27 protein-coding genes and 1 riboswitch are annotated in these 26,765 nt (G+C 45.5%); of the genes, 9 read left to right on the forward strand and 18 right to left on the reverse strand.

What is annotated here, in order from left to right:
• Positions 1 to 631: 631 nt before the first annotated feature.
• Positions 632 to 1,084, forward strand: coding sequence for an RNA recognition motif domain-containing protein (locus L4C34_RS19700; protein WP_428791015.1), 453 nt, complete (start codon positions 632 to 634; stop codon positions 1,082 to 1,084).
• On the opposite strand, the gene murI is transcribed toward L4C34_RS19700, so the two are convergent.
• Together murI and L4C34_RS19710 are read right to left on the reverse strand one after the other, a co-directional pair.
• The gene (gene murI, locus L4C34_RS19705) at positions 1,047 to 1,874 is read right to left on the reverse strand and encodes a glutamate racemase (protein WP_428791016.1); all 828 of its coding nucleotides are present in this window, start codon (positions 1,872 to 1,874) and stop codon (positions 1,047 to 1,049) included. The two genes, L4C34_RS19700 and murI, sit on opposite strands and share 38 nt — an antisense overlap.
• Before the next feature lie 114 nt (positions 1,875 to 1,988).
• Positions 1,989 to 3,812 carry a TonB-dependent receptor domain-containing protein gene (locus L4C34_RS19710; protein WP_428791017.1) on the reverse strand — a complete coding sequence of 608 codons (1,824 nt, stop codon included), beginning with the start codon at positions 3,810 to 3,812 and terminating at the stop codon, positions 1,989 to 1,991.
• A gap of 61 nt (positions 3,813 to 3,873) precedes the next feature.
• Positions 3,874 to 4,076, reverse strand: a riboswitch (cobalamin riboswitch).
• 217 nt (positions 4,077 to 4,293) lie between these two features.
• Between L4C34_RS19710 and trmA the strand changes: the two genes are divergently transcribed.
• Positions 4,294 to 5,400 (forward strand): tRNA (uridine(54)-C5)-methyltransferase TrmA, encoded by a 1,107-nt coding sequence (gene trmA, locus L4C34_RS19715; protein WP_428791018.1) that lies wholly within the window; start codon positions 4,294 to 4,296, stop codon positions 5,398 to 5,400.
• 48 nt (positions 5,401 to 5,448) lie between these two features.
• Here the strand turns inward: trmA and L4C34_RS19720 are convergent, their stop codons facing one another.
• Together L4C34_RS19720 and fabR are read right to left on the reverse strand one after the other, a co-directional pair.
• Complete coding sequence (locus L4C34_RS19720) at positions 5,449 to 5,817, reverse strand: YijD family membrane protein (RefSeq protein ID WP_428791019.1); 369 nt, start codon at positions 5,815 to 5,817, stop codon at positions 5,449 to 5,451.
• A complete protein-coding gene (fabR, locus tag L4C34_RS19725; protein WP_428791020.1) occupies positions 5,801 to 6,448 on the reverse strand; it encodes an HTH-type transcriptional repressor FabR in 648 nt (215 codons plus the stop codon). The genes L4C34_RS19720 and fabR overlap by 17 nt, the downstream gene beginning before the upstream one ends.
• 279 nt (positions 6,449 to 6,727) lie before the next feature.
• On the opposite strand from fabR, the gene sthA reads away from it, so the two are divergent.
• The gene (sthA, locus tag L4C34_RS19730; RefSeq protein WP_428791021.1) at positions 6,728 to 8,128 is read left to right on the forward strand and encodes a Si-specific NAD(P)(+) transhydrogenase; all 1,401 of its coding nucleotides are present in this window, start codon (positions 6,728 to 6,730) and stop codon (positions 8,126 to 8,128) included.
• A gap of 24 nt (positions 8,129 to 8,152) precedes the next feature.
• Here sthA and dinF read toward each other — a convergent pair whose 3' ends face one another.
• From dinF to L4C34_RS19750, 4 genes are all read right to left on the reverse strand, one after another.
• Positions 8,153 to 9,523, reverse strand: a complete 1,371-nt coding sequence (dinF, locus tag L4C34_RS19735; RefSeq protein WP_428791022.1) for an MATE family efflux transporter DinF — start codon at positions 9,521 to 9,523, stop codon at positions 8,153 to 8,155.
• 30 nt (positions 9,524 to 9,553) lie between these two features.
• Positions 9,554 to 10,366, reverse strand: a complete 813-nt coding sequence (locus L4C34_RS19740) for a class I SAM-dependent methyltransferase (RefSeq protein ID WP_428791023.1) — start codon at positions 10,364 to 10,366, stop codon at positions 9,554 to 9,556.
• A 91-nt stretch (positions 10,367 to 10,457) separates the two neighbouring features.
• A complete protein-coding gene (lexA, locus tag L4C34_RS19745) occupies positions 10,458 to 11,072 on the reverse strand; it encodes a transcriptional repressor LexA (protein WP_428791024.1) in 615 nt (204 codons plus the stop codon).
• A gap of 89 nt (positions 11,073 to 11,161) precedes the next feature.
• Positions 11,162 to 11,524: a diacylglycerol kinase gene (locus L4C34_RS19750; protein WP_428791025.1), complete on the reverse strand. Its 363-nt coding sequence runs from the start codon at positions 11,522 to 11,524 to the stop codon at positions 11,162 to 11,164.
• A 175-nt stretch (positions 11,525 to 11,699) separates the two neighbouring features.
• Here L4C34_RS19750 and plsB point away from each other — a divergent pair, with 175 nt between their 5' ends.
• On the forward strand, positions 11,700 to 14,153 hold the full coding sequence (plsB, locus tag L4C34_RS19755) for a glycerol-3-phosphate 1-O-acyltransferase PlsB (RefSeq protein ID WP_428791026.1): 2,454 nt from the start codon (positions 11,700 to 11,702) through the stop codon (positions 14,151 to 14,153).
• A 61-nt stretch (positions 14,154 to 14,214) separates the two neighbouring features.
• Here the strand turns inward: plsB and ubiA are convergent, their stop codons facing one another.
• Together ubiA and L4C34_RS19765 are read right to left on the reverse strand one after the other, a co-directional pair.
• A complete protein-coding gene (gene ubiA / locus L4C34_RS19760) occupies positions 14,215 to 15,093 on the reverse strand; it encodes a 4-hydroxybenzoate octaprenyltransferase (RefSeq protein WP_428791027.1) in 879 nt (292 codons plus the stop codon).
• A gap of 4 nt (positions 15,094 to 15,097) precedes the next feature.
• Positions 15,098 to 15,631: a chorismate lyase gene (locus L4C34_RS19765; protein WP_428791028.1), complete on the reverse strand. Its 534-nt coding sequence runs from the start codon at positions 15,629 to 15,631 to the stop codon at positions 15,098 to 15,100.
• 163 nt (positions 15,632 to 15,794) lie between these two features.
• Here L4C34_RS19765 and L4C34_RS19770 point away from each other — a divergent pair, with 163 nt between their 5' ends.
• Positions 15,795 to 16,196: a flagellar basal body-associated protein FliL gene (locus tag L4C34_RS19770; RefSeq protein ID WP_428791029.1), complete on the forward strand. Its 402-nt coding sequence runs from the start codon at positions 15,795 to 15,797 to the stop codon at positions 16,194 to 16,196.
• 5 nt (positions 16,197 to 16,201) lie between these two features.
• Here the strand turns inward: L4C34_RS19770 and glpG are convergent, their stop codons facing one another.
• The 6 genes from glpG to ftsY all read right to left on the reverse strand — a co-directional run bounded on the left by glpG (position 16,202) and on the right by ftsY (position 21,739).
• On the reverse strand, positions 16,202 to 17,035 hold the full coding sequence (glpG, locus tag L4C34_RS19775) for a rhomboid family intramembrane serine protease GlpG (protein WP_428791030.1): 834 nt from the start codon (positions 17,033 to 17,035) through the stop codon (positions 16,202 to 16,204).
• Between the two features lie 6 nt (positions 17,036 to 17,041).
• Positions 17,042 to 17,362, reverse strand: coding sequence for a thiosulfate sulfurtransferase GlpE (glpE, locus tag L4C34_RS19780; protein WP_428791031.1), 321 nt, complete (start codon positions 17,360 to 17,362; stop codon positions 17,042 to 17,044).
• Positions 17,363 to 17,912: 550 nt separating this feature from the next.
• Positions 17,913 to 18,770, reverse strand: coding sequence for an RNA polymerase sigma factor RpoH (rpoH, locus tag L4C34_RS19785; RefSeq protein ID WP_428791032.1), 858 nt, complete (start codon positions 18,768 to 18,770; stop codon positions 17,913 to 17,915).
• 168 nt (positions 18,771 to 18,938) lie between these two features.
• The gene (gene ftsX / locus L4C34_RS19790; protein ID WP_428791033.1) at positions 18,939 to 19,907 is read right to left on the reverse strand and encodes a permease-like cell division protein FtsX; all 969 of its coding nucleotides are present in this window, start codon (positions 19,905 to 19,907) and stop codon (positions 18,939 to 18,941) included.
• Entirely contained in the window at positions 19,897 to 20,571 is a 675-nt protein-coding gene (gene ftsE, locus L4C34_RS19795; RefSeq protein ID WP_428791034.1) for a cell division ATP-binding protein FtsE, read from the reverse strand. Before ftsE ends, ftsX begins: the two co-directional genes overlap by 11 nt.
• Before the next feature lie 46 nt (positions 20,572 to 20,617).
• Complete coding sequence (gene ftsY / locus L4C34_RS19800) at positions 20,618 to 21,739, reverse strand: signal recognition particle-docking protein FtsY (protein ID WP_428791035.1); 1,122 nt, start codon at positions 21,737 to 21,739, stop codon at positions 20,618 to 20,620.
• A 112-nt stretch (positions 21,740 to 21,851) separates the two neighbouring features.
• On the opposite strand from ftsY, the gene rsmD reads away from it, so the two are divergent.
• Both rsmD and L4C34_RS19810 read left to right on the forward strand, forming a co-directional pair.
• On the forward strand, positions 21,852 to 22,454 hold the full coding sequence (gene rsmD, locus L4C34_RS19805; protein WP_428791056.1) for a 16S rRNA (guanine(966)-N(2))-methyltransferase RsmD: 603 nt from the start codon (positions 21,852 to 21,854) through the stop codon (positions 22,452 to 22,454).
• Positions 22,451 to 22,717 carry a DUF1145 domain-containing protein gene (locus tag L4C34_RS19810; RefSeq protein WP_428791036.1) on the forward strand — a complete coding sequence of 89 codons (267 nt, stop codon included), beginning with the start codon at positions 22,451 to 22,453 and terminating at the stop codon, positions 22,715 to 22,717. The genes rsmD and L4C34_RS19810 overlap by 4 nt, the downstream gene beginning before the upstream one ends.
• A gap of 63 nt (positions 22,718 to 22,780) precedes the next feature.
• Here the strand turns inward: L4C34_RS19810 and L4C34_RS19815 are convergent, their stop codons facing one another.
• Positions 22,781 to 23,374 carry a YhgN family NAAT transporter gene (locus L4C34_RS19815; RefSeq protein ID WP_428791037.1) on the reverse strand — a complete coding sequence of 198 codons (594 nt, stop codon included), beginning with the start codon at positions 23,372 to 23,374 and terminating at the stop codon, positions 22,781 to 22,783.
• Positions 23,375 to 24,315: 941 nt separating this feature from the next.
• On the reverse strand, positions 24,316 to 24,687 hold the full coding sequence (locus tag L4C34_RS19820; protein WP_428791038.1) for a DUF4145 domain-containing protein: 372 nt from the start codon (positions 24,685 to 24,687) through the stop codon (positions 24,316 to 24,318).
• Between the two features lie 156 nt (positions 24,688 to 24,843).
• Between L4C34_RS19820 and L4C34_RS19825 the strand changes: the two genes are divergently transcribed.
• Together L4C34_RS19825 and L4C34_RS19830 are read left to right on the forward strand one after the other, a co-directional pair.
• Positions 24,844 to 25,857: an alpha/beta fold hydrolase gene (locus L4C34_RS19825; RefSeq protein ID WP_428791039.1), complete on the forward strand. Its 1,014-nt coding sequence runs from the start codon at positions 24,844 to 24,846 to the stop codon at positions 25,855 to 25,857.
• A gap of 73 nt (positions 25,858 to 25,930) precedes the next feature.
• Entirely contained in the window at positions 25,931 to 26,761 is an 831-nt protein-coding gene (locus tag L4C34_RS19830; protein WP_428791040.1) for a Cof-type HAD-IIB family hydrolase, read from the forward strand.
• Positions 26,762 to 26,765: the final 4 nt, after the last annotated feature.

Consider the following 26,765-nt stretch of genomic DNA (forward strand, 5'->3'; position numbering starts at 1 on the left):
GAAGTAAACATGTAATTCTAAAGCTATTATCGTTCCAACAGAACGATAATGAATTGACTGTGCCAAATAAGTCCTCTCTCTAAAGAAAGTCATTATTCGTATTGGTCACTCAGTTCATTGATACCTAAAGTGCTTCTAAGAAGCTGCTTGACCGCTCTTTATAAAAAGAACAGAAAAGCCTTTGGATTATCATCAACGAGTGCCCACACAGATTGATAGGTTTAAATTGTTAAAGAGCTTTGCTTTTAAAGTGCTTCTTTCAGAAGCTCTCTCAAGCGGACGGCCATTTTAGCGAGTTAAGTTTGAGTGTCAACCACTTTTTCAAAACTTTATTAAGCACTTGGCTTAGCTAGATGACCTTGCTAACTCGTTCTTCGTTTCTTTCGAAGCCTTCCCGTGTCAGCGAGGGTGCATTATAGAGAACGGCCGGAACTTGGCAAGCGTTATTTGAAGAAATGCCGCCAAACGTTCAATCGTTAATCAATCTGGCTTTTTTGGAGTAAAATTTAAACATTTGAGATTAATCACACCGATAAATTGGCAAAAGTCGGCACATGTTCGTAAAATTCTTGTGTATGTTTTGTTAAAAACGATATCTACCTTTCTGTTATCTTACATATAGTATTCAAATATGAACTCTAATAAAGTTAATCTATCGATTATCGCCCTAGCTGTTCTTGGGGTTATCATTTTCTCGCAGGTTGCCGTTCCGCCTGCTGTTACTTTTATCATTGGTGTTGTTACTACCGTTCTCATCGTTAAGCTTTCTAATAACAGCAGCACCCCAGCGTCACATACATCTGCAGCAACAAAAACCCTGTATGTTGGCAATTTACCTTATAAGGCAAATGAATCTCACGTTCGTGAACTTTTCGCTGAACATGGTGAGGTCTTTGCGGTGCGCTTAATGAAGGACAAACGCACGGGAAAACGCAGAGGCTTTGGATTTGTCGTCATGGCGTCGTCAGACGTTGATGGGGCTATCGACGCCTTAAATGAACAAGATTATATGCAGCGAACCTTAAAAGTTCGGATTGCTAATGATCCTAAGCACCCAGAATCGGACATACCGTCACTGGACTAAAGCCAAGATCGGACAATGTCTCATTTAGCACCTCTGCTTGCCAGGGAGGTGCTGTGCTAAATATCGCGTGGAGCTTTGCCGAACCTTTAATGTCACTGGCGCAATCCTGCTTCTTTTCTCGTGGTTGCAAAAGTTCTTTCACTCGGCGAGCAATCGCATTTCCTGAATCAATCAAAATGACGCCTCCACCAAGTACCAATTGAATTTCTTCTTTTATCAGGGGGAAGTGTGTGCAACCAAGAACGGCTACATCTATATGGTGCGTATTAATAGGAGCCAACAAGTCAGATAATTCACTCAGATCGACAGCCTTACCACGCAGTTTTTCCTCTGCAATATCCACCAGCCGAGTCAACCCAAGCATCTCAATGGTTTTTCCGCCAGAAAAGTTATCGATCAGTTCTTGTGTATACTCTCGTTTCACTGTAGCTGGCGTCGCAATCAGTGCAACGGAGCGATTAGCTTGAATGGAGGCCGGTTTAATTGCAGGCACAACACCAACAACAGAAATAGAGAGGTGCTCTCTGAGATCAGGCAAAACTAAGGTGCTGGCGGTATTACATGCAATCACAACAAGATCGATGTCATGTAACGCTACATGCTGGATGACAATTTCCAGTACTCTGCGTTTCAACGTTTCTGGTGGTAACTCCCCATAAGGGTAAGCTGCATTGTCAAACACATAGGTATAATTGAGATTAGGCAAAAATGCTTTGATCTCTTGGAATACCGATAGGCCGCCAACGCCAGAGTCAAAAATGAGTACGTTTGATATAGATGAATTAGCCACACAGATTACCTAAAACCATAGACAAGAAGATCATACCGACTCTAATAAAATTATCAATCAACCTACCGTCTATGGTTTTGTTAGCTGCCCCCGACAATTTGCCCGTACAGCAAATTAAAAGTCGTACTGCACACTCATATAGTAGTTGCGATCTGGCGTCGCATAGCCTTCTTCCGTTTCATAATTGGTATTGAGGACGTTCCCCACTTTACCAGCAATGGAAACAGCGCTGCTTACATAGTAAGTCGCTGCGAAATCAACCAAAGAATATGGCTCTAGCACTACAGTATTATCAGCATCGTCATAGCGCTTACCTTGATATAAATAGCTCATTTCTAAACGCCAATTCTCTAACAAGTAGCTCGCATTCCATTTAGCGCTATTTTTGGCTCGGCGCACTAATTCGTTACCTGTCGATTTATCTTCAGTATCGAGGTAGTCGTAAGAGACTTCATTGTGAATTGGGCCAGTATAGAATCGACCAACAAGTTGATAGCCTGTAATACTCGCCCGCCCGATATTGGCCATTCCTGAACTGCTTCCAGAAATCATGTCTTCCACAACGTTGTGGTAAGCCGACAAACGAAGGTCTATCACGTTAAAACTGGACTCTATTGCAACTTCCCCTCCTTCCGTCTTCTCTGGCACAAGATTCGGGTTTCCAGCGTAATCTCCCGGCCAAGGGCTATACAAATCATTAAAGGTCGGGGCTTTAAACGACGTTCCATAGCTCCCCGTAAGGCGTGTAATCTGAGTCAGCCAATAGCCGGATGCGATTTGGTAAGTGGTAAAGTTTCCATACGCGCTGTTGCCATCAATGCGAACATTCGCTTCAGAGGACACTTTGCCTTTGGCGTATTTTGCTCCAGTGTAAATTGCGGTGTTATTGCGACTGTTTTGAGCAAATGGAGTCGATGTATTGTCGGCTTTGTCTTGATACCATTCCGTACCACCAAGAAGAGACAAATTCGCATTTGTCTTATAAAGATTTTGCCACGCAATAGAATAGCGGTTTGTGCTGAGAGTATATGCCGGACTAGTTCCACCATAATATTCAGTACTATCTTGGTTCGTCGCTACAGTCGCCGTACTTACTAAACGTTCTTTGTTATATTGCCCTACTAAGCCAACAGCATACTGATTTGCCTTGCTGTTATCGGAGGAGCCAACAAAGCCCCCCGTATCATAGGCCGTATTCTGCCTTTGATAGTAGCCATTAGCTTTCAATGTTAGGTGGTCAGTTTTCTTTATTCCCGTATCAATCGTCAGATACTGAGTATTAAACCCATCATCATCGGCATCTTGAGGATTCGCACTGGTTGGCTGAATATTATAACCGCGCTCTTCTTGATGCGTCGCCGACATATTCAACCAAGCTCGTTGATCGTCACTGGTACTCGCCGTATTCGCACTTAAGTCATAAAGGCCGTAGCTGCCAATACCCGCTTTTACCGAACTCTCCCCATCAACGCCACTAGTGGTAATGATATTAATCACACCTGCAACAGCATCCGAACCATAAACGGCTGCTTCTGGTCCTTGTAATACTTCTATTCTTTGTACGCCGCTGAGCGGTAATGCGGCAAGATTGGCCGCTCCAGTCGTGGCGCTACCGATGCGAACACCATTCATCAAGACAAGAACGTTCTTAGTCGCCCGCCCTCGAATAAAAACGGATTGATTTTGCCCGGCACCTCCGCTATTAGAGACTTGAATCCCAGGTAATCGCCGCAAGACATCAGACAATGAGTTGGCTTGAATCGCGGTAATATCTTGCTTCGTGATGACTTCAACGGGGGCGATCAAATCTTGAACTTGATCTTTGAAAGGGCTGGCGGTTACCACCATAGTATCGTCAGGAGAAGCCGCTATCGCTTGGCAAACGGGTATCACTGACAGTAACGACACAATAGTGAACGCTAACTTAGATTGTTTCATGCGAAATGGGTCCTATAACGCGTTAGTTTAACTGAACCCGAAATTAAATAGCCCGACGGGGTGATGAGTTCAGCTGCTGGCAGGTATTCGGACTCAAGAGCTTGGCAATCGAATTGCCACCTCACACTAGACTTCCCGCACCTTAATGCAGTGTCTTGTTAGTGCTCGTTCTCTATTACCGCTGCGCGTCAGTTCTGGATTCTCACCAGATTCCCTTTTCAGCCATCTAAACAGCTAGATGGCACCAGCTGCGACGATAGTATGGATACGGTCAATCTTTGTCTAGTGAAATTTGAGCTCTCAAGACATCGTTCCATCTCACCGACGTTGTCGCTTCCTAAATATCAACGGAGAAAATTGCTATATATAAAGAGCGACAAACAATAAATCGCTTGGGATCACGTTCAGCACTGGACATCATCTTTAGATTGACTAAAATCTGCGCTCTTAATCTTTGAGCATCTATTTAGACAGAGGCAACATGGCTACTCTTGATACAACACCTCCAAACTATGAGTTTCAGCTAGAACAGAAAGCACAACGACTGAACGATATGTTCGCCCCTTTTGGTGTTCCCGACCTCGAAGTATTTAGATCGCCGAGTCAACACTACCGGATGCGTGCAGAGTTTCGCGTGTGGCATGAAGGCGATGACCTGTATTACGTGATGTTCAATCAAGAGACTCGTGAGAAGTATCGTGTTGACCAATTCCCTGTCGCTAGCGAACTGATCAACCAGATAATGCCTAAATTGGTGGAAGAGTTAAAAGCCTGCGATTCGCTCAGACGCAAATTATTCCAAGTCGATTTCTTGTCTACGCTGAGTGGCGAGATCTTGGTTTCTTTGCTTTACCACCGCCAGCTCGATGACGAGTGGAAAGAAAACGCGCAAATACTGAAAGAGAATCTGGTATCTCAAGGTTACCAACTCAACCTAATTGGCCGTGCGAGAAAAATGAAAATCATTTTGGATCGTGATTACGTGGTGGAAAAGCTCAGCGTACACGGTCAGCCTTACCTCTATCAGCAGGTTGAAAACAGTTTTACACAGCCCAACGCCACGGTTGCAGAAAAGATGCTCGAATGGGCAGTAGATTGTACACGTGACAGTCACGGCGATTTACTAGAACTCTACTGTGGCAATGGCAACTTCTCTCTTGCCTTGGCACAAAACTTCAATCGCGTGCTCGCGACAGAGCTAGCCAAGCCTTCGGTTGACTCTGCGCAATACAACATTGCAGCCAACAAAATTGATAATGTTCAGATCATCCGCATGTCAGCAGAGGAGTTTACGCAAGCAATGGAAGGCCAGCGAGAATTCCGCCGACTCAAGCAAGCGAACATCGATCTGAGCAGCTATGATTGCCAAACCATTTTTGTCGATCCGCCGCGTTCAGGCATGGATATAGACACATGCAAAATGGTACAAAACTATCAACGCATCCTATACATCTCTTGTAACCCTGAGACGTTGCAAGAAAATTTAGAGCAGTTAAGCACCACTCATAAGGTCACACGCTTCGCTTTATTCGACCAATTCCCATTCACGCATCATATTGAAACGGGCGTGTTACTCGAAAAGAAATAAGCATAAAAAAACGAGCCAAATGGCTCGTTTTTTGTTTCTCATGAACACTTAGGCCCTAGACATAAAACCCATCTTTTTACACACCCAAAATAGAAGTGCTAATACAATCAGGATAGCGAGAAAGTTCGATCCTTCTGTTGGGTACTGCGCTTTAATAAACGCAGAATGACCAAATGCTCCGACAAAGAAGCAAGCCAAGCCAAGTAGAGGTGTTCCTTCAGAAACTGGGGTACTCAAATATTCCTGATATAGCGCTTGAAGCGCTAAAAATAACGCAATCAGTGGAAAAATAGAGAAAGACACTTCACTCATTGTCAGCCAAGACAAGATAGCATCACCACACATGCCCGCGACCAGCGCCAACACCAAAGTTTTTCTCTCTGAACCACGATTAACTAGGCTAGTTTCGTTCGACATTAGTTTGTTCTCCTTTTAATCGATGACGTTCTCGTTCTTTTCGGTACCAATAAGCACCTTTGGCAATCATCCGTAACTGTAAAATCAGTCTCTGCGCTAACTGCTCTCGTTCCAACTTGTTTAAATCTAGGGCTTCTGCTCCAGAACTAAACACTAAAGTAACGGAAGACTCCGCTTGGGTAAATGCTTCATTGCGTCCCATTCCAGAACTGACCAAATATTCCGTCAGCTCCGCCGAGAAATGCTGAATTTCTCGAGCGACGGCGGCGCGAAAAGCAAAGGTTGTACCTGAGCGTTCCCGCAATAATAGGCGAAAGACATTCGGGCTATTGTCGATAAACTCCATAAAGGTGTCGACAGAGGTTTTTATCACACTGCCTCCTTTGACAATCCTTTGTCTGGCTTGGCGCATCAACTGGCGCAGCAGCAAGCCACCTTCATCGACCATAGTCAGGCCCAGTTCATCCATATCTTTAAAGTGCCGATAGAAAGAAGTGGGTGCCAGCCCAGCTTCTCGTGACACTTCACGTAAGCTTAGATTCGAAAAACTCCGCTCAGCACTCAGCTGACAAAACGCTGCATCAATGATGGAGCGACGAGTTTTTTCTTTTTGCTGTGCTCGAATTCCCATAATCGTTTGTCTATTTCACCGTTGTTATGCGTCGCTAGCGCTCTCATTCACACCATTAACGGTTAATCTATAGTCCCTAGACCGACAGGCACAGTAAACCGTTAGGGGCCTATTTTGCAACGGTTTCACGCGACTTTATAGACATCACACCGATGATTTCTACCCGTCAAGGATGCGTGACCCATACGATGCTATTCAAGGCTACTCTTTTACCCTCTGTTCTCTATCCGTTAGAATCCCGCTACACTTTCGATTAGGCACATGAATCAAGGAATAAATATGGCTCAAGCAACACATTTTGACGTCATTGTCATTGGTAGCGGCCCTGGCGGAGAAGGGGCAGCAATGGGCCTAATCAAAGCTGGGTTTAACGTTGCTGTGATTGAAAAAGAAAGCAGCGTTGGCGGCGGCTGTACACACTGGGGCACCATTCCATCAAAATCATTGCGTCATGCCGTCAGTCGCATTACTGAATTCAACAGCAATCCACTCTTTTGCCAAAACAGCACCAGTTTACATACTACTTTTTCACATATTCTCGGCCATGCGAAAACAGTCATCGACAAACAAACTCGTTTACGACAAAGCTTTTATGATCGTAACCAATGTCATCTCATTTTTGGCACCGCTCAGTTCGTCGATAGCCACACGGTAGAAGTCACGCATGCAGATAGCAGCACGGAGCGCTTTAGTGCAGATAAATTTGTGATTGCGACGGGTTCCAGACCCTACCAACCAGATAACGTCGACTTTGCTCACCCAAGAATCTACGACAGCGATTCGATATTGAGCCTCGCGCATGACCCTCGTCATATCATCATCTACGGCGCTGGCGTGATCGGCTGTGAGTATGCGTCGATATTTCGTGGCCTAGGGGTAAAGACCGATCTCATCAATACTCGAGACCGGCTGCTATCCTTCTTGGACAATGAAATCTCGGACGCGTTGTCGTATCACTTTTGGAATAGCGGCGTCGTCATTCGTAACGACGAAACCTTCGATAACATTGAAGGCACAGAAGATGGCGTCATAATCCACCTGCAATCGGGCAAGAAAATGCGGGCCGATTGTTTACTGTATGCCAATGGCCGTACTGGTAACACCGATCTGCTGAACTTAATCACGGTCGGCCTTGAAGCGGATTCTCGCGGCCAACTGTCCGTGAATAGCAACTATCAAACCTCAGTCGCGCACATCTATGCCGTGGGCGATGTGATTGGTTACCCGAGCTTGGCAAGCGCCGCTTACGATCAAGGTCGCTTCGTCGCTCAGGCAGTGAGTCAAGGGGAAGCACAAGGACACCTAATCGAAGATATCCCAACGGGGATCTACACTATCCCAGAGATAAGCTCAGTGGGTAAAACAGAGCAAGAGTTAACTGCCGCCAAAATACCTTACGAAGTCGGGCGATCGTCATTCAAGCATTTGGCGAGAGCGCAAATCGCAGGCAAAGATGTCGGCAGCCTGAAAATCCTGTTCCATCGAGAGAACAAAGAGATTTTAGGTATTCATTGTTTTGGGGAACGCGCAGCTGAAATCATTCACATCGGCCAAGCGATCATGGAACAAAAAGGCGAAGCAAATACCATCGAATATTTCGTTAACACGACGTTCAATTACCCGACGATGGCCGAGGCGTATCGTGTCGCCGCGTTGAATGGATTAAATCGCCTCTTCTAGCTATTGACTACCCACCCAAACCGATCAGGTGGAATACTTGGCAGCGGACACCAAAAAAGTGTCACGCTGCCACTGACGAGTAAATACCACAGCTAACGTCGCACCGCGCACCGCCATAAAGCTGAGCATTGCCAACCAAAGGGCATGGTTCCCTAAGCTCTGAAAAGTGTAAAACACCAAGAAAAAACTACACATAGCAAGAAACATACTATTTCGCATCTCTCGCCCTTTCGTCGCGCCGATAAAAATGCCATCAAACAAGAAGCACCACATAGAAATGAGCGGCATCATGACTAGCCATGGCAAGTATTGTAATGCGGTGTTCCGAACATGCTGAATGTCAGTAACAAAGCTGATTAAGCCTCCCCCTGCTAGAGTAAACGCAACGGTCAGAGCCACGCAAATCAGTGCACTCCAGAAGAAGGTACCCAGTAAAGAATCCACCAACTGACTACGGCTATTCGCACCAATCGCTTTGCCCACCATGGCCTCCATGGCGTAAGCAAAACCATCCATTCCATAAGAAATCACCATCAGAAAGCTCATCAATACCGCATTCGCGGCCACGACATCATCGCCAAATGCGGCGCCGCGAAAGGTCATAAAACTGAATGCGGCTTGCAAGCACAACGAGCGCAAAAAAATATCACGATTCAATCTAAGGAAGCGACTCATGCCAGCCATCACTTCTCCCAAAAGAGAAAGAGGCGATGGTAATTGATAAGCGCGCCAAATCCCTCGAGCGCAATATAGTGCGAATATCAAACTGCTGTAATCGGCAATCACCGAGGCCAGCGCTGCGCCTTTCACCTGCCAATGGAAGCCAACCACAAATAACAAATCTAATCCAATATTGGTGACATTCGCGATAATCACCATCCACATCGGGGCTTTGGCATTCTGCGTACCGAGTAGCCAACCCAGTAATACCAAGTTGGTCAGTGCCGCAGGCGCACTCCATACTCGAATAGAAAAATACTGGCTGGCGTAATATTTCACTTGCTCACTGGCATCGCTGTACTTAAAAATCGCGTCAGACAGCCACCCATGAACCAACAACAATACGCTTGCCATCACCAATGCCATCGACAGGCCTTGCACCAGCACCAGAGACAACTTTTTATTGTCGCCCGCTCCGAGCGCTTGCGCCGTCAAGCCAGTGGTCGACATACGTAAAAAACCCAACAACCAAAACGTGACACTAATGACGGTGCTGCCTAAGGCCACCCCACCCAGATACCAAGCATGATCTAAATGGCCTACCACTGCAGCATCGACTAAACCCAGCAAGGGCACGGTAATATTTGACAGCACCATAGGTAAGGCCAACAGCAGCACTTGCTTATGAACGGCTTTATTCAGTAAAGCTTGGGGAATCATAACACTCTCAGGCATCGCGTAAATCAGCGCCTGAGTGTAACCGGATTACCAGTTGATCTGAACGACTACGGGAGTAAAACGGCATTTAAATGATGGGAGTTTGCTCAGCATCCTCTGCCAGACTTTCCATCTCTGGCATGGGCCATCTAATGGTGACCGAACCGAAATCCTCTCCAGCCAAGGAAGAAACTGCACAATGTCTCGCGTAATATCCTGATAGCCATGAGCATAAGATTCAGTACCTAACTTTCTCCCAATCGCAGAGTCACATAAATCTCCTGCCAATACTGCGCAGAGCTGTGCATGATCAAAACGACGAGCTAAAGACAGAACAAAGCGAGCGATCTGTGGATGGGCGCACGACAATAACGATTGCTCACAAATGATCATGACAGGTATGTGCTCGGGAATATGAACGACGTCTAGCCACTGTTCGCACTCTACACTACCGACTTGATGAGAATAGCGCTCGCTACGATGAAAGAGTTTATTCCGCCAAATCAGATTCTCAGTATTATCCAACTCTAGCCAGTGGCAGAGACCATTATCTAAGCGGTAAAAGCGTGTGTCTAAGCCGGCACCAACATTGATCACCCAAGCCGTTGGATGCAATTCGAGAAACTGACGGATCTGCTGATCTAACATCTGAGTTAAACTGGAATAGAGGAGTTGTTTTTGCTGCATCTGCTGAGATGGACAGGAAGTCTTGATTTGGCAGCGTTGGCACGCAGACGCCGCAATGGGATCATAAACTAGATGGTTATTAGCAAGGCTCTCTAAACTCCGAAGCCATAACGGCTGGAACAAATGTTCTGGTACCTGATAGCTAGGCTCCACACTCCTTGGAAACCGCCTCATATCTACAACTCCTCAAAAACCTGACCATTTAAATGATAATGAATATCATTTTCAAAAACAAGTCATTGAGGAGCTTTATTGAAAGGATTGATTAAAGCCAATCAGTGTTACGAATAATACCGACTGCTAGCCCTTCGATTTCAAGGTATTGCGCAGAAAGATCTACCTCGATTGGCGAATAGGCACTGTTCTCTGCGTGCAGCAACACCGTGGAGCCTTGACGCTCTAAACGTTTAACGGTGACGTCTTCATCGAGCCGAGCCACTACGACTTGCCCATCGCGGACATCCTGTGTTTTATGCACCGCGAGCAGATCTCCGTCCATAATTCCTATGTCCTTCATGCTGTCGCCCTGCACCCTCAACAGGAAATCGGCTTGTGGTTTGAACATGCCTGGGTCTACTTGATAACGACTTTCCACATGTTCTTGGGCCAAGATTGGCTCCCCTGCGGCAACTTGACCAATTAGCGGCAAGCCTGATTCGTCGTTTGCGCCGAGCAAGATTCGAATTCCTCTTGACGCTCCGGGGATAATTTCAATTGCCTGCTTTTTGGCAAGTGCTTTCAAATGTTCTTCAGCCGCATTGGCAGAGCGAAAGCCTAGGTCACGAGCGATCTCTGCCCGAGTGGGCGGCATTCCTGTATCATCAATTTTGCTTTTAATCAGGTCAAATACTTGTTGTTGGCGTGGCGTTAAGGGCTTCATAGGTCACCTGTTTTTTTATACAGCTTACTGTGAGTATATACAGTGGGCGAGTAAAATAAAAGCATCTCCAAACATTAAAAGGTGCTGTATTAACCAAATAAGATACTGACCCAGATTACAGCCGTAATTAACATGGTGATCAATACCGCAGCAGAGCCCATGTCTTTTGCTCGCCCAGACAATTCATGATGCTCTGGGCCAATACGATCGACCGCTGCTTCAATCCCACTATTCAGCAGCTCAACCACCATGATCAACAACACTGAACTAATTAGTAATGCACGTTCAAGGCTACTGACATCAACCCAGATAGCCAGCGGTAGCATAACAATCGCGAGCCCCACTTCTTGACGAAAAGCCGCTTCATTTTTAAAAGCAGCCGTCACACCTTTGCACGAATATATGAATGCTTTACCGATACGGGTTAACCCTGTTGCACTACTCTTTGGCACTTTGTTTCCTTTCTTTGGTTAGTTTGTTTCATTGCGATGTAGACCTATCGCAAGATATAAGTTAAAAGGTTCGACCAGCTTCTGCTATCCTTTGCGGAATATCGCAACTTTGATCGATTACGGTCTAGAACTATCAACGCGTCGTCGTTGATGAAATTTTTTGGTACAAGATATTATGCCGTCTCAATTGAATCTACCACATTCGCTGCTGAAATTACCGCTGGCGCTGTGTGTCAAAGAAACTACAATCCCTGCACACCCAGTGGATGAACTGGGCATTGATGTGACTAAGCCTGTCGTCTATGTGTTGCCGTTTGACTCCAGAATAGATCTACTCACATTGCAGAAGCAAGCTTTACGGCTTGGCTTGCCTGATCCGCTGACGCCATTAGAGTTAGGCGGCCAAAAATTACAGCGCTACGTATTTATTAGCGACTCTTCCGCTAAATCCGCACGTAGGCATAACGGTACTGCCAAATCGATAAATCTGTTTTCCCATCTACTCGAATGGCATAAGCAATACCCCAGCTTAGATGTACAAGTTGTGCCAATTACGATTCTATGGGGTCGAAAACCAGGTAAAGAAGCGAATTCACGCCCTTACCTAGAAGCACTCTCCACGTGGAAAAAGACGCAAGCGGTACTCACCTCAGGCAGAGATTGCCTAGTGCAAGTGAGCTCCCCCGTATCCATGCGCTACATGGCTGACAGCCATGGCACTGACAATAAAATTGCTCATAAGTTAGCAAGAGTCGCTCGCATTCACTTTTCTCGTAAGAAGCTGGCAGCCTCAGGTCCTCGCCTGCCGGTCCGCCAAGAACTCTGCCAGCGACTCGTCCGCTCCGAGACTATAGTGACAGCAATAAGCGACTATGCGCGAACCAATAATATTACCGAGGCGCAAGCCGAGGCAGAAGCGCATAAAATATTGGACGAGATCGCCGCCGACTTTTCCTATTCGCTGATCAAAAAAGGCGAACGAGTACTACGCTGGCTGTGGAATCGAATTTACCAAGGCATCACCGTAAGTAACGCCGCCACTGTACGCCAACTCGCACAAGAAGGCCATGAGCTGGTCTACGTACCTTGCCATCGTAGTCACATGGATTACCTGTTGCTGTCATACGTACTCTACCAAGAAGGCATGGTACCTCCGCACATCGCGGCCGGAATCAATCTTAATTTCTTCCCCGCAGGGCCAATTTTTCGCAAGGGGGGCGCGTTCTTTTTACGCCGTACGTTCAAGGGTAATAAACTGTATTCCACCATTTTCCGCGAATATCTGGCTGAGTTGTTTGCCAAAGGCTACTCTATCGAGTATTTCAGCGAAGGGGGACGCTCGCGTACGGGCCGTCTGCTAGAGGCTAAAACGGGCATGCTCACGATGACGATTCAAGCCATGCGGCGCGGCTTACCTCGCCCTGTGACTTTAGTTCCTGTCTATATCGGCTATGAACACGTAATGGAAGTGAGCACCTATGCCAAGGAGCTCCGCGGTAAAAACAAAGAAAAAGAAAACGTTAGCCTAGTCATCAAAACGATTAAAAAGCTGCGAAATTTTGGGCGCGGCTACGTTTCGTTTGGCGAACCTATTCCCCTTAACACTTATCTCAATGAGCAAGTGCCTGATTGGGCGAGCCCTAAGCTTGATAACCACAATGACAAACCCACTTGGATATCTCCAGTGGTGGGGCAACTAGCAAACAAAATGATGACACATATCAATGACGCTGCAGCTGTCAACGCGCTCACCCTATGCGCAACGGCTCTACTCGCGTCTAAACAAAGAGCGCTGTCGCGTCATCGCTTAATCACACAGATAAATTGCTACTTGTCATTGTTCAAGCAAATTCCATATTCAAGCGTCTGTACCATACCTGAGGAAAGCGCCGAGCAGTTACTTGCCCATGCAGAGTCCTTGAACAAATTCGTGATTGAACCAGATTCACTGGGTGATATTGTCTCGCTTGATCGCCACCAAGCAATACTAATGACGTATTACCGCAATAACATCATTCACTTATTAGCACTGCCATCTCTGATAGCTCAGCTAATCGTGCATAAAAAAACGCTGTCCACACAAGATCTACTCACGTATGTCCAGGCACTGTATCCGTTTTTACAAAAAGAACTGTTTTTGAGTACCGATCTTGACCAGTTAGAAGGAAAGGTTCTTTCTTACCTGTCAGAGCTAGCAGCACAAAACCTAGTGATCGTTGAAGGTGACGTCATCAGCGTGAATCAAGCCAACAGCCTGCCCCTGATATTACTTGGCCGCACTATTGCAGAAACTATGCAGCGCTATACGATAGCGTTGAGTCTGTTGGTTGCCCATCCATTTGCTGGCAAGTCTGAACTCGAGAAAATGAGCCAAGAGATTGCGCAAAGACTCGGCCGTCTCCATGGTGTCAACGCTCCTGAGTTTTTTGATAAGAAAGTGTTTGCAACCATGTTTACCTCATTAAAGCAGCAGCAATATATTAAGCCGTGTCATGAGGCGGATTTAGAGCAATGCCAAAACCTAGCCGCACTCTTACATAGTACTCTCGACGCCGAGGTAAGTTTAACCATACGTGAAAGTGTGTGCCAAGCTTCTCTCGCGAACGATGATGCCACTCACCAATCTTGATCAAAAAAGGGGCTCATACGGAGCCCCTCTTCATATCGATATAATACGAACCGCTACCTAGCTACAGGAACGCCACCAACAGTCCGATGGTTATCGCTCCGCCAACATAGTTATTGTTCAAGAAGGCTTGAAAGCATAGATTGCGCTCACGATGACGAATAAGATGCTGCTGAACGGCAAATAACGCTGCTGCTACCAGCACTCCCCAATAGAAGCTCGCACCTAAACTGTAGTATCCACCAAGAAAAATCAGCAGAGCTAAGACGATCAATTGCAGCGCGCCGATGATCATCTTGTCAAATCGGCCAAACAGGATTGCGGTAGACTTGATGCCAATCTTCAGATCGTCTTCTCGGTCCACCATCGCATATTGCGTATCATAGGCCACCGTCCAAAGCACGTTAATCAGAAAAATAAACCAAGCCATCACCGGAACTTCATTCGCCTGCGCCGCCCAAGCCATTGGGATCCCCCAACTAAATGCGAGGCCGAGTACCAGCTGAGGTAAGTGAGTAATGCGCTTCATAAACGGATACACGAACGCCAGCGCTAGACCGATAAATGACAGTTTTATCGCAAGCGAATTCAACATCAATACTAAGCCAAACGCCAATAAACCCAATACCACAAATAAAATAATCGCTTCTTTGCTCGATATCACGCCAGAGGGCAGAGGCCGGTTGCGAGTTCTCTCCACATGTCCATCCACCTTACGATCAGCAAAATCATTAATGACACAGCCTGCCGAGCGCATAATCAGCACCCCTAACGTAAAGACAATGACTAGCTTAAGATCTGGCAATCCTTTTGCAGCAAGGATAAGTGCCCACAACGTTGGCCATAACAGCAGTAAAGACCCAATCGGTTTGTCTAGTCGCATCAATTGTAAATAGCCTTGAAACTTAGTTACTTGAAACTTAGTTACTTGAAACTGAGTCATCTAGTCATTTTCCTTGGTAAACAGGAGATGCTGGCAAAAATAACTCCGCCACCAACATAGGTTTATTGTTCATCCACAATCGAGAGCGACGCGCTAAGAAATCGCCATCCTCGGTTTTTGCCCAGCCAACCTGCAACGCATCACGTCTCACGTTGTCGGTGCTAAATACCGTAATACCGAGAGGTATATCACCTTGCTGTTCAAGATCGTGGTCTTGGTCTGTTAGAGAAGAAGCCGGGATCAGCGTGCGCCCTAGTACCCATGGTTCACTGTCGCCACACAATACGACTTTACGAAGTAGGCAAGGTTCATCAGACAATAAATCGACTTCCTGTGAGTTGAGCTTTTCCGCTTTCACAGGACGGTTGTGCAACAAATCAACCGTCAATTGCTGACAATGTAGTTTAAGTAGTTGTGACATAGAGCCATTTTCCAACAACCAGAGTTTGGCTAAAGGGCTAGGAAAGCAAAAACTGTCCGTGGATTGCCAATTAACTTTTCGTAATGCACTAAGATAAAGAGAGGTGGATTGATTCATACTCGTATTCTATAACTGGCTTTGCTAAATGATGCGACAAAGCTTTTGTATTTAGTCGTCGCGACTGCTTTAATAACTGAACTCAATGTTATTCGCGATTGATGTTCTATTGTAACAAGACTCTAATGATTAAAGTATCGAGATTAAGAGACAAGTCATAAATATGCTTAAACGTTATTTGGTACTGATGGCACTCTCATTGAGCGTCGCTTTTCCGAGTGCAGCGGAAAACCCTGGCACTCCAAAGCTCGCCTATTTTACATTGGAGCCAGATCTGACCACCAACTTTTTCACAAAAGGTAATAAGCTCGGCTATATACAGGTGCGCATTGATATTATGGTCGCCAGCGACACCGATCTTCCGATTATCGAACTGCATCAGCCACTAATTAGAGATGCTGTCATTGAGCTGCTAGGCCAACAATCGGAAGACACAATTAAGAGCTTGGCGGGAAGAGAAGATCTGCGCAAAATCCTTGTCGAGCAGCTCAATGAAATCCTACTCCCTGAGACTGGCCGCACTATTATCGCCGATCTTCTATTTACTAAGTATTTGTACCAGTAGCTAAGCTACTGGTACTTTCGTTTACTGACGTCGATGAATGCCATCAACACGCCGGCAGCCAAACCCGTTAGGTGAGCGACGTTGGCAATGGCCATATAAGGTTGTACGAAACCAAGCACCAGCCATATCAGCATAAACACCGCTAATGCATTGGGTATCCCTAGCTTCAAATGAGGCGCTCGTACACCAATGAGCCACAGATATCCGACACAGGCATAAACGACCCCAGATAAGCCACCAAAGTTCGCACCACCAGCCCAATACTGCCCAACGCCAGACAAAACGGCCGATACCAAAAAGATCTGCATGATCTTTTTGCTCCCGAGAGTCTTCTCAATATCTCCACCCAGGTACCACCACCAAAGCAAATTAAACACAATATGCAGCAATGAAAAATGCAATAAAGCGTGCGTTACCCAGCGCCACACTTGCCACTCCTGGCTCGCTTGGGCGGGAAAGTGCAAAAAACTGAACAAGGTATTGCCCAAACCCAACAAAGACGAACCAAATATCACTAGGCAGAGGGTCATGATCGACAAGGTAAATGGTCCTGCTTTTGCTCGAACCAATGCCATCAATGATGGGGAAGAATAATGCAACACCGCTTTACGGCTATCCGCCATATCCCAAGATGCTGCTTGATACTTATCGCCTCGTGGGTTAGCGATAAATTGCTTTAGCTCGGCCTCCACCTCAACTTGATGTTGAGCATCACTCAGCCATAACGCGAATTGGCCTTCACCTTCTGGCATCAATTGGATTTCAATCTCACGTGATGCCATATAATCAATGAACGCTTGCGCCATTCTCGGGTCACGTAACACCATTAGCCTGACCATAACGTGCTACGCCTCTGCGATTGGTAGACTGGCTTTACGCCAAGCCTCAAAGCCGCCATCAACACTGTATACCTCTTCGAAACCTTGGTTGACGAGGTATTGAGCAGCGCCTTGACTACTTACGCCGTGATAACACATCACTAGAATGGGAGTGGAATAGTCAATCTGATTCGTGAATTCGACCATAGTATCATTGGTCAAATGAAATGCGTCTTGAGGGTGAGAAACCGCAAAAGATTGTGGGTCTCGAATATCGACTAGAGCGGCTTCACGCTTGGTCTGTAGCTCATAGCTATCGGTTACACTGATATGTTGAAACTGGTCCATAAATTTAATCTTTGCTCAATTTTCTTTCGCACTATTGTAACCTATCCATAGCTAGACAAGTACTACAGCGTTGCTCCCTGACCTAAATTGAACAAATTAACACCATTTGTGGATAAACTTGTGAGTTACGTGAATAAAGTGGTTAAGGATTATTTTTACCACTAGATATAGTAATGATCCTTGTTAGGATGTGCATAATTTTCTACATATCCCCAAAACAAGATTGGCGGGGAGTCCAGTTACTATGGGCGAAAGCGCTCAAAGAATGAAAATTTACCACAGAGTTACCCACAAGCTAGCGCTAAGTAGAAGATCAACACTCTTGATCTACTTGCTGATAAAACTGGATAAGATCCGCCAGCGATCGCCGCCATCATACGCAAGGGTTACCATCACACATGTGGATTATTTAAAACAGCAGCACAAACGGCGTCGCCCACCCAGAAAATCGGCTAACGCGATAGCTCCAATAACAAAAAAAAGCCGAGCTAGTAAGCTCGGCCTCGTATTTGTGTTTTCCGTCTGCGCTGACGTTTCGTACGTACTGAAGTTACATATCGCCTACGGCTAATTTCAACTTTTTCATCGCATTTTTTTCTAACTGGCGAATACGTTCGGCAGATACACCATAGGTTTCAGCTAAATCTTGCAAGGTTGATTTTTGATCATCTAACCAACGCGATCGAACAATATGCTGGCTACGCTCATCGAGACTAGCCAATGCCAGACCTAAACGGTTATTAGTGTGCGCTTCCCAGTTTGCAGCTTCTACACTGTCGGCAACATCAGAATGTTTATCTTCGAGGTAAACAACCGGAGCCGTATAAGAGGTATGCGCATCATCGTCTTCAGACGGCATCTCAAACGCAGCATCTTGTGCAGCTAATCGAGATTCCATTTCGCGTACATCAGATGGCTCTACACCCAATTCGCGAGCGACAGTTTCCACTTCGCCATTATTGAACCAGCCTAGACGTTTTTTTGATTTACGTAAATTGAAGAACAATTTGCGCTGAGCCTTCGTGGTGGCAATTTTGACAATGCGCCAATTTCGCAACACGTATTCATGAATTTCAGCTTTTATCCAATGCACAGCAAAGGAAACCAAACGCACACCCACTTCAGGGTTGAAGCGCTTAACCGCTTTCATCAAGCCAATGTTACCTTCCTGTACCAAGTCAGCCATTGGCAGACCGTAGCCTGAGTAACCACGAGCAACATGCACGACGAATCGAAGGTGTGACAGTATTAATCCTTTCGCTGCATCGATCTCAGAGCGATAGTGCAACCTCTCTGCTAGGCTACGCTCTTCATCCACAGTTAACATTGGGTAGCTATTCGCTGAACGGATGTAGCTATCTAAACTATCTTGGGTAACGAAAGCAACTGGATAAGCTTGGCTTGTCATTCAATTCCTCAATCAATTAACGCTGTGGTCCATGGTTATAACCCTGCTATGTTGAACCTAAAATGAACAAGATTCAAGCAGGGCCACTAATTATGCACAAACAAGTTGTCTATACAAGAAGTAAATAACTATCCTCTTGTTCCTTTGCAAAAGTATGACAAGCATCGATTAAACAGGTTCAATTTCCTTTAGGTGCCGTTGCGCCGAGACTTTGGCTGCCGCACCACCAAGCAGAACACCTAAAATAATCAGTAGCAAGGACTCCTGACAGCTGAAGCCGACCAAACTAAAATGGCTGTCGTACAACTTGGCCAGCTCAGTCACACTGTGGTTCAACACCAAGGTAATCACCAAAGTAATCACCCAAGCAATGACGCTCCCCAACAAGCCAAACCAAAAACCTGAATACAAATATGGCCTCAGAATAAAACCATCTGTGGCACCAATAAGCTTCATGGTTTGAATCTCTTCTTTATTTGCCAGAACATTAAATCTAAGGGTGTTGCCGACAATCAGAAAAACTGAGCCCAGCATTAATATAGACAAGGTCGCTACAATAGCAATAACCAAGGTACGAATCGCATCTAAACGTGCCAACCAATCTTCATCTAGACGTACGTCAGTGACATCTTGTTCTGAACGTAATTTATTGGCCAAGTCAGTGATCGCGGCTTGCGCCTCTTGTTGCGGAGTGACAACCAACACTCCAGGCAGTGAGTAATCATCAAGCAAGCTGATGGCCTTATTAAAGCCGGAGTAATGACTCAGGTCTGCTAGGCCTTGCTGCGGGGAAATATAATCAATGGACTTCACTTGCGGCCAGCGCTCAATCTCATCTTTGACGATCATCGCACGAGCATCAGGCGTCTGCACTCTTAAGTAAACGCTGATTTGCGCGGGACTAGACATATCGCTCGCTGCCAACGCAACATTTTTTCCCATAAGGTATAAACAGCTTGGCATAGCCAGCGCCATCGCAATTACGGCTAAAGTGAGAAGATTACTCATCGGCCTTTGCCACAATCCAGCGAAAGAGCTCTTGGCTTGTTTGAGGTGCACGGTAAAAAAACCATCTGTCTTTGGGCCGCTTTGGCCACGACCATTGGTCGCACGACGCTTCCTAGCATTAGCGTTCATAATCTTCGACCTCACTCAAAAAACCTTGATTCAATTCCAAATGACGATATTGAGGGCGTGTATTCACCAAGCTGATATCGTGCGTCGCCAGCAAGATAGTGACGCCTGCTCGATTAAACTCTTCAAACAGTTTCAATACTCTACTGGATAACTCTGGATCTAAATTTCCGGTAGGCTCATCTGCCAGCAATAACGTCGGCCGATTCACCACCGCACGTGCAATGCCCACTCGCTGTTGCTCACCGCCAGACAATTGGTTTGGTAAACAGCGGGCTTTGGCAAGTAAGCCAGTTTTATCAAGAGCTGCAGAGACACGCTTCTTGATGTCTTTTTCAGAAATCGATTCAATTCGCATTGGTAAGGCGACATTTTCATAAACCGAACGGTCCATCAGCAAACGGTGCTCTTGAAACACAATGCCAATATTACGTCGTAAAAAGGGAATGTCTTGGCTGGGAATCCGAGAAATATCGTGGCCGTTAAAACCAATTTTGCCATCCGTAGGCCGTTCAATGGCACAAATGAGTTTGAGTAGTGTGCTTTTACCTGCGCCTGAATGGCCTCCTAAAAAGGCCATTTCTCCTCGGCGTAAGTGAAAATCAACCTTCTGCAAAGCTTGCCTGCCTCCTCGATAAGCTTTGCTCACTTGTTGAAACGTTATCACTCTTACTTCCCCTTTTTGTTTGTTATCAATCCATAAGTGTTAAAGGTTATTCTTCACGACTAAAGAGCGCATCAATAAATTCCTGAGTCTCAAATGGACGCAGGTCATCAATCCCTTCACCAACCCCAATAAAGCGGATCGGGATCTGGAACTGATCAGCAACCGCGAAGATCACACCACCTTTCGCAGTACCATCAAATTTGGTGAGGGTGATTCCCGTCACGGGTGCTACTTCACTAAAAAGTTTTGCTTGGCTGATCGCATTTTGGCCCGTACCAGCATCCAATGTCAGCATGATTTCATGAGGGGCTGAGCCATCAATTTTCTTCATCACGCGGACAATCTTACGCAGCTCTTCCATCAGATTGCTTTTATTTTGCAAACGACCTGCGGTATCTGCAATCACCACGTCAACGCCTCGCGCTGTTGCCGCTTCAATCGCATCGTAGATCACCGAGGCACTGTCAGCGCCTGTATGCTGGGCAATCACTGGGACTTCATTGCGCTCACCCCAAACTTGAAGCTGCTCAACGGCCGCGGCTCTAAAGGTGTCACCTGCCGCTAACATGACTTTTTTGCCTTGGTTTTGGAACTGCTTCGCTAGCTTACCGATTGTAGTCGTCTTACCCACTCCGTTAACACCAACCATTAAGATCACATAGGGCTTTTTGCTCGTATCTACTTCTAGAGGCTGTTCTACTTGCGACAAAATTTCTGCCATTTCTTCTTTCAGCAAACCATATAGGGCTTCACCATCTTTTAATTCTTGGCGACCCGCTTTTTCGGTGAGGCTTTCAATAATCTTGAGTGTGGTATTCATGCCCACATCAGCCATGAGCAGTTGCTCTTCTAGCTCTTCAAATAAATCGTCATCGATTTTTTTACCTTTGAACAAGCCAAAAAAGCCAGCGCCAATATTGGCCTTAGTCCGACTTAGACTACGTTTAAGGCGAGCAAAAAAGCTTTCAGTTGGCTTTTCTTGTTCCTGAACGCGTACTTCTGCTTCTGCTTCTGCTTCTGCTTCTGCTTCTGCTTCTGCTTCTGCTTCTGCTTCTGCTTCTGCTTCTGCTTCTGCTTCTGCTTCTGCTTCTGCTTCTGCTTCTGCTTCTGCTTCTGCTTCTGCTTCTGCTTCTGCTTCTGCTTCTGCTTCTGCTTCTGCTTCTGGCAATGAAAAGTTTCACCTTAGGGTGATAAGCTTTGTCATAGTACAATTCGGGGTTCAGCCAAGTGAACCACTTGGCGCGACGTATAGTATCACTTTATTGACGGTCAAAGAATCTATGGGCAGACATCGCCAACAAAACCAAACACAAAAAAAAACCTCTGCGGGCTCCGTCCGTATTATTAGCGGCCTATGGCGAGGACGAAAGTTAGCAGTGCATCATGCCGACGGGCTTAGACCCACCAGTGACCGCGTCAAAGAAACCTTATTTAACTGGTTGGCTCAAGATATTGCTCAGGCCAAATGCCTCGATGTGTTTGCAGGCAGTGGTGGGTTAGGCTTTGAAGCTGCCTCTAGACAAGCTGACATGGTGACCATGCTAGAATACAACCCTGAAGCTTATCGGCAGCTACAAAGTAACATTAGCAGCTTAAACACGACCAACTTGACCGCTGTATCTTGCGATGCCCTGCAATATTTAGCCAAGCCAGGTACCCCTTACGATGTGGTATTTCTCGATCCCCCTTTCCATAAAGGGCTGCTCGCTCAGGTCATCACATTGCTAGAGAGCAACCATTGGCTAGCTGAAAATGCCTTCATCTATATTGAAACCGAAAAAGCACTGCAACTGGAAGGGATCCCAGAGCATTGGAGCCTACATCGAGAGAAAACCACCAGCCAGGTGAGTTATCGACTATTTATTAGGGAGAATAAAGAATGAAATGGCTAATTTATTTAGCAAAAGCTGGGGTTGGTTTTATTTGGTTTATTTTGATGCTCAATCTGTTTCACCCGTTTGCCGGGCGATCCGCTGTCGTGCTGTATATTTTGACGGCCTTCTTATTCATGATGCACGCACTGCAAATGATGATCTTTATTGGCGCGTTTGGCGATAAGATTTCGATGAGCCGTTGGGAGAAGTGGTCAATTCTGATTTTTGGCGTTTTCTCATTGTTAGATATCCGCCGCAAACACTTTAACTAATGGTATCGGCGCTGGCTAAACCACCCGCGCCGATAAAGCAAAAGCATTATTTTAAAAAAAGCGTTATTTGATCGATTGAACGTAGTTGAGAATACCATTCAAGAACATCTGCACAGAAAGCATCAGCAGTAGCATCCCCATCAATCGTTCGATAGCCGTTAGCCCTTTCTCACCGACCACTCGTTCAAATAGTTCACCTAGTAGTAAAATAAATGAAGATGCCGCCCAAGCAATAATCACAGATATTGCGGTCTCCCCCATATGATCAGGCCTTTGATGAGCAACCAAAATCAGAGTCGCCAAAATTGATGGCCCCGCAAGCATAGGGATTGCGAGAGGCACAATAAATGGCTCTTCTCCTGCCGCGACACCAAAAGAGCCATCTTTACTCGGGAAGATCATCTTCAGTGAAATCAAGAACAAAATAATCGCCCCAGATATCGTGATCGCCTCTTGCTGCAACGAAAGAAAACTCAAAATGCGTTCCCCTGAGTAGAGAAACAGCAGCATGACTGTCAACGCAATGATCAGCTCTCGAATCAATACAATTCGGCGCCTTTTTTTGTCTACGTTACGTAAAAGCGATGAAAAAACAGGTAAATTTCCCATCGGATCCATGATTAAAAAGAACATCACAGCCGGTGCAATAATATCCATGCAGACCCCTAACTTCACTGAAAAGAATAAAACTGGTGCGAATATATCAATAATGGGCAGTCAAGTATCGCTCTTTTTAGGATGAAACTGCTTATATTTATATCGACCATGGTGCTAAATTTTATAGTTGAATACAATCAACAACTTACATTTGAAATAACTAATCCTGCCACTCAATAACGTAAATTCATCCCAGAATAAGGTTCAACTTAAAGTCAGCTCAATCTCATCTATTCATTTATCTAAATTTCGACAAAAACCTATCGGTTTCATACGAGTAATTTGAAAACTTTAAATGAAAATATCATTTAAAAACATTATATTAACGATATTAGCATTAACAATCATAGACCAGTGAGCTTTACGTTTCGCTACCTACCTCGTTATCTAAGATTCTAGCTGGTTTATATCTTTTTAAGCACTGCCAGAAAACTCTCCGCCCTTCAGAGCAAGAAATAAATGGCCGTGACCATATGATTAACAGACAAATGACACTGCTAGCATCAAAAGCCACAAAATCAAAATAGTATACAAGAGATCGATAAACAAACAGATTGTAACGCACTGTTTTAAATAAATATAAACCAAACTCTGGATGCAAAATGAACAAACCGAGCATTATCAGAGCTATGTAAAAAAACACTAAAACACTCAACAAAACCACATTAAAAGCACACTAAACATCACAATTTAGGCATTACGAGTAGAATAAACTTGAAAAACCCTCAAAGTTAGTGCTATTATCATTCCATACGGTTACCCAATTAAACAAAGGAGCAGTGAAATGATTTCTTCCTCACAAAAACAAGGCCTTGTAATGATCGCAGTAGTGTTCGGCCTAATGACACTGCCGATTTTTTACTAGCCAAAAAGCATAGATAACAAAAAGGACGCCATGCGTCCTTTTTGTTATCTATTGTTGTTCAGCACCTTCTCCCTTATTAAGGGCGGAGGTGTTGATGCAATTCATCCCAATGCGCATAGTAAAATCCTAGTGCAGCCATCGTAATTAACATCATCAGCACAATCGCAGTGCGCCAAATAAATCGACTACTTCTTGGCGTCAATTCTTTTTCGCATTCACGACACAACAACAAAAAATCTTGCTTGGCATCACTCGGCGTTTGTTCATCTGAGGTGAGAGTATTGTGAAGCTGCGCGATCTGGTGTAGTTTCGCGATCACATCATGCGGTAGACGCTCCTCACAGCTGCTGATCAGCTGTTCTAACCCCTCGCCTTCGGCGTGGTATTGCGACCTAAGCAAGCTCTCAACTCTATGTGTCCTAAGTACTACCTTTTCAGTCTCAGACATCCGACCCTCCCTAACGATAAGTGTTGATTTTCATCACACTCGTTGTTTTCACCATCGCGCTCGTTCAATTCAGTATGCCCAGTCGCGGAGTGCAACTAAATCGATTACTATGTTGTTGATAGTCAAAATCCATCATCTCAATATTAAAGGTAACTGATGCCCCACACATGCCAACCCCCTTGTGGACGTTACAGCCAAGAATCCGACTATGCTCATACGATGGCGACTCATATCCATGATTTTTGGGAGACGCGTCAGGAAGGCTACACTAAGGCTTACGACGGGATAAAGCTGTACTGGTGCTCAATCACGTCCCCCAAGAACGACAAAGCAGTGCTGGTGGTCAACGGCCGCATAGAGTCAGCCTGGAAGTATCAAGAAGTGTTCTACGATTTATTTCAACGCGGATACAACATCTATTCATTTGATCATCGAGGCCAAGGACTTTCTCAACGACTCGTTGCAGATACTCACATGGGGCATGTGAATGAATTTGATGATTATCTGCAAGATATGAATACGATACTTAGCCAATTCGACCTTAACTCATATCGGCACCGTTATCTCTTAGCGCATTCAATGGGCGCAGCAATCAGCACTCGCTACATCCAAACTCACCCCCAACACCCTTTTCACGCAATAGCCTTAAGCGCACCTATGTTCGGCATTAATATGTCGCCTTGGCTGCAGCCTATCGCATTGGTACTGGCGCAGCTATTCACTGCCTGTACTCCGAACACGACCTATGCCCCAGGCTGCAAAGGTTATACGGACATCGCATTTTCAAGTAACAAACTGACGCAAAGCAAACAGCGCTATCAATGGATCCAAGGTTTATACCAAGCTCAACCAAAGATCCAATTAGGCGGCCCAAGCAATCGTTGGGTATGGCAAGCGTTAATGGCGTGTAAGCAATGTCTGCAATTAACTCGGCAAATTCGTATTCCTTTGCTATTACTGCAAGCGAGTCAGGACAAAATTGTTGATAACAGCAGGCAACGTAAATTCATCCGTAAGTTGCGTAAGGTAAACAAGGATTGTGATTTAAAAGTGATCGAAGGATCGCGGCACGAGCCCCTCTTTGAGCAAGATAAAGCCCGTCACACCGCATTGGACAATATCCTGTCTTTCTACACCCGTATCAAAAACGAGGAAGTCGGGAGCGAATAAGTTTACCCTCTTTTTCCTCTTTTATATCGCATACAATAGCGATCACTTTAATCATACTTTCGATGGAAATGATATGACACCAAACGATACCAAGGCTGTTTTTAAACTGGTTGCTTCCGACTTAGACGGCACATTGCTTACCCCAAATCATCAGGTCAGCGATCTCACCAAACAAACCTTACAACAGCTACACCTACAAGGTATCACGTTTGCGTTCGCGACAGGTCGCCACCATATTGACGTGGCTGGTATCCGTGAACAAGTCGGTATTCCTGCGTATATGATCACATCTAACGGGGCGCGGGTGCACGACGCCAACGACAACCTTCTTTACAGTAATAATGTTCCTGAGCACCTAGTGCAAAGCATTATTAACGTCGTGCAAGACGATCCAGAGATGAAGGTGCATGTCTATCAGGGCGATCAGTGGCTTTTAAACCAAGAAGATGAAGTGATACGTCAGTTCCACAATGAATCTGGCTTTAACTACCAGCTATTCGATTCAGAGCAAGCACCCTGCACCAATATCGCAAAAATCTTTTTTACCCACCCCAGTCATGATCACGACCATCTAGTCGAATACGAAAAAAAGCTTAACGACACCTTTGGTGATCAAATCTACGTGGTATTTTCGACGCCGTGGTGCCTAGAAGTCATGGCTGCAGGTGTGTCTAAAGGGGAAGCCCTTAAAGCCGTTGCACGCCAATTAACATACAAATTAGAAGACTGTATTGCCTTTGGCGACGGAATGAACGATGTCGAGATGCTATCGATGGCGGGCAAGGGCTTAGTAATGGGAAGTGCACATCACAAAGTATTCGATGCACTGCCTAATCAAGAAATCATAGGCACCAATTCCGAAGAAGCCGTAGCCCAGTATCTACGTCAGCACATTCTTGTGTAACGAG

Origin of the sequence: Vibrio profundum, from assembly GCF_050337555.1 — a bacterium.
Lineage (GTDB): Bacteria > Pseudomonadota > Gammaproteobacteria > Enterobacterales > Vibrionaceae > Vibrio > Vibrio profundum.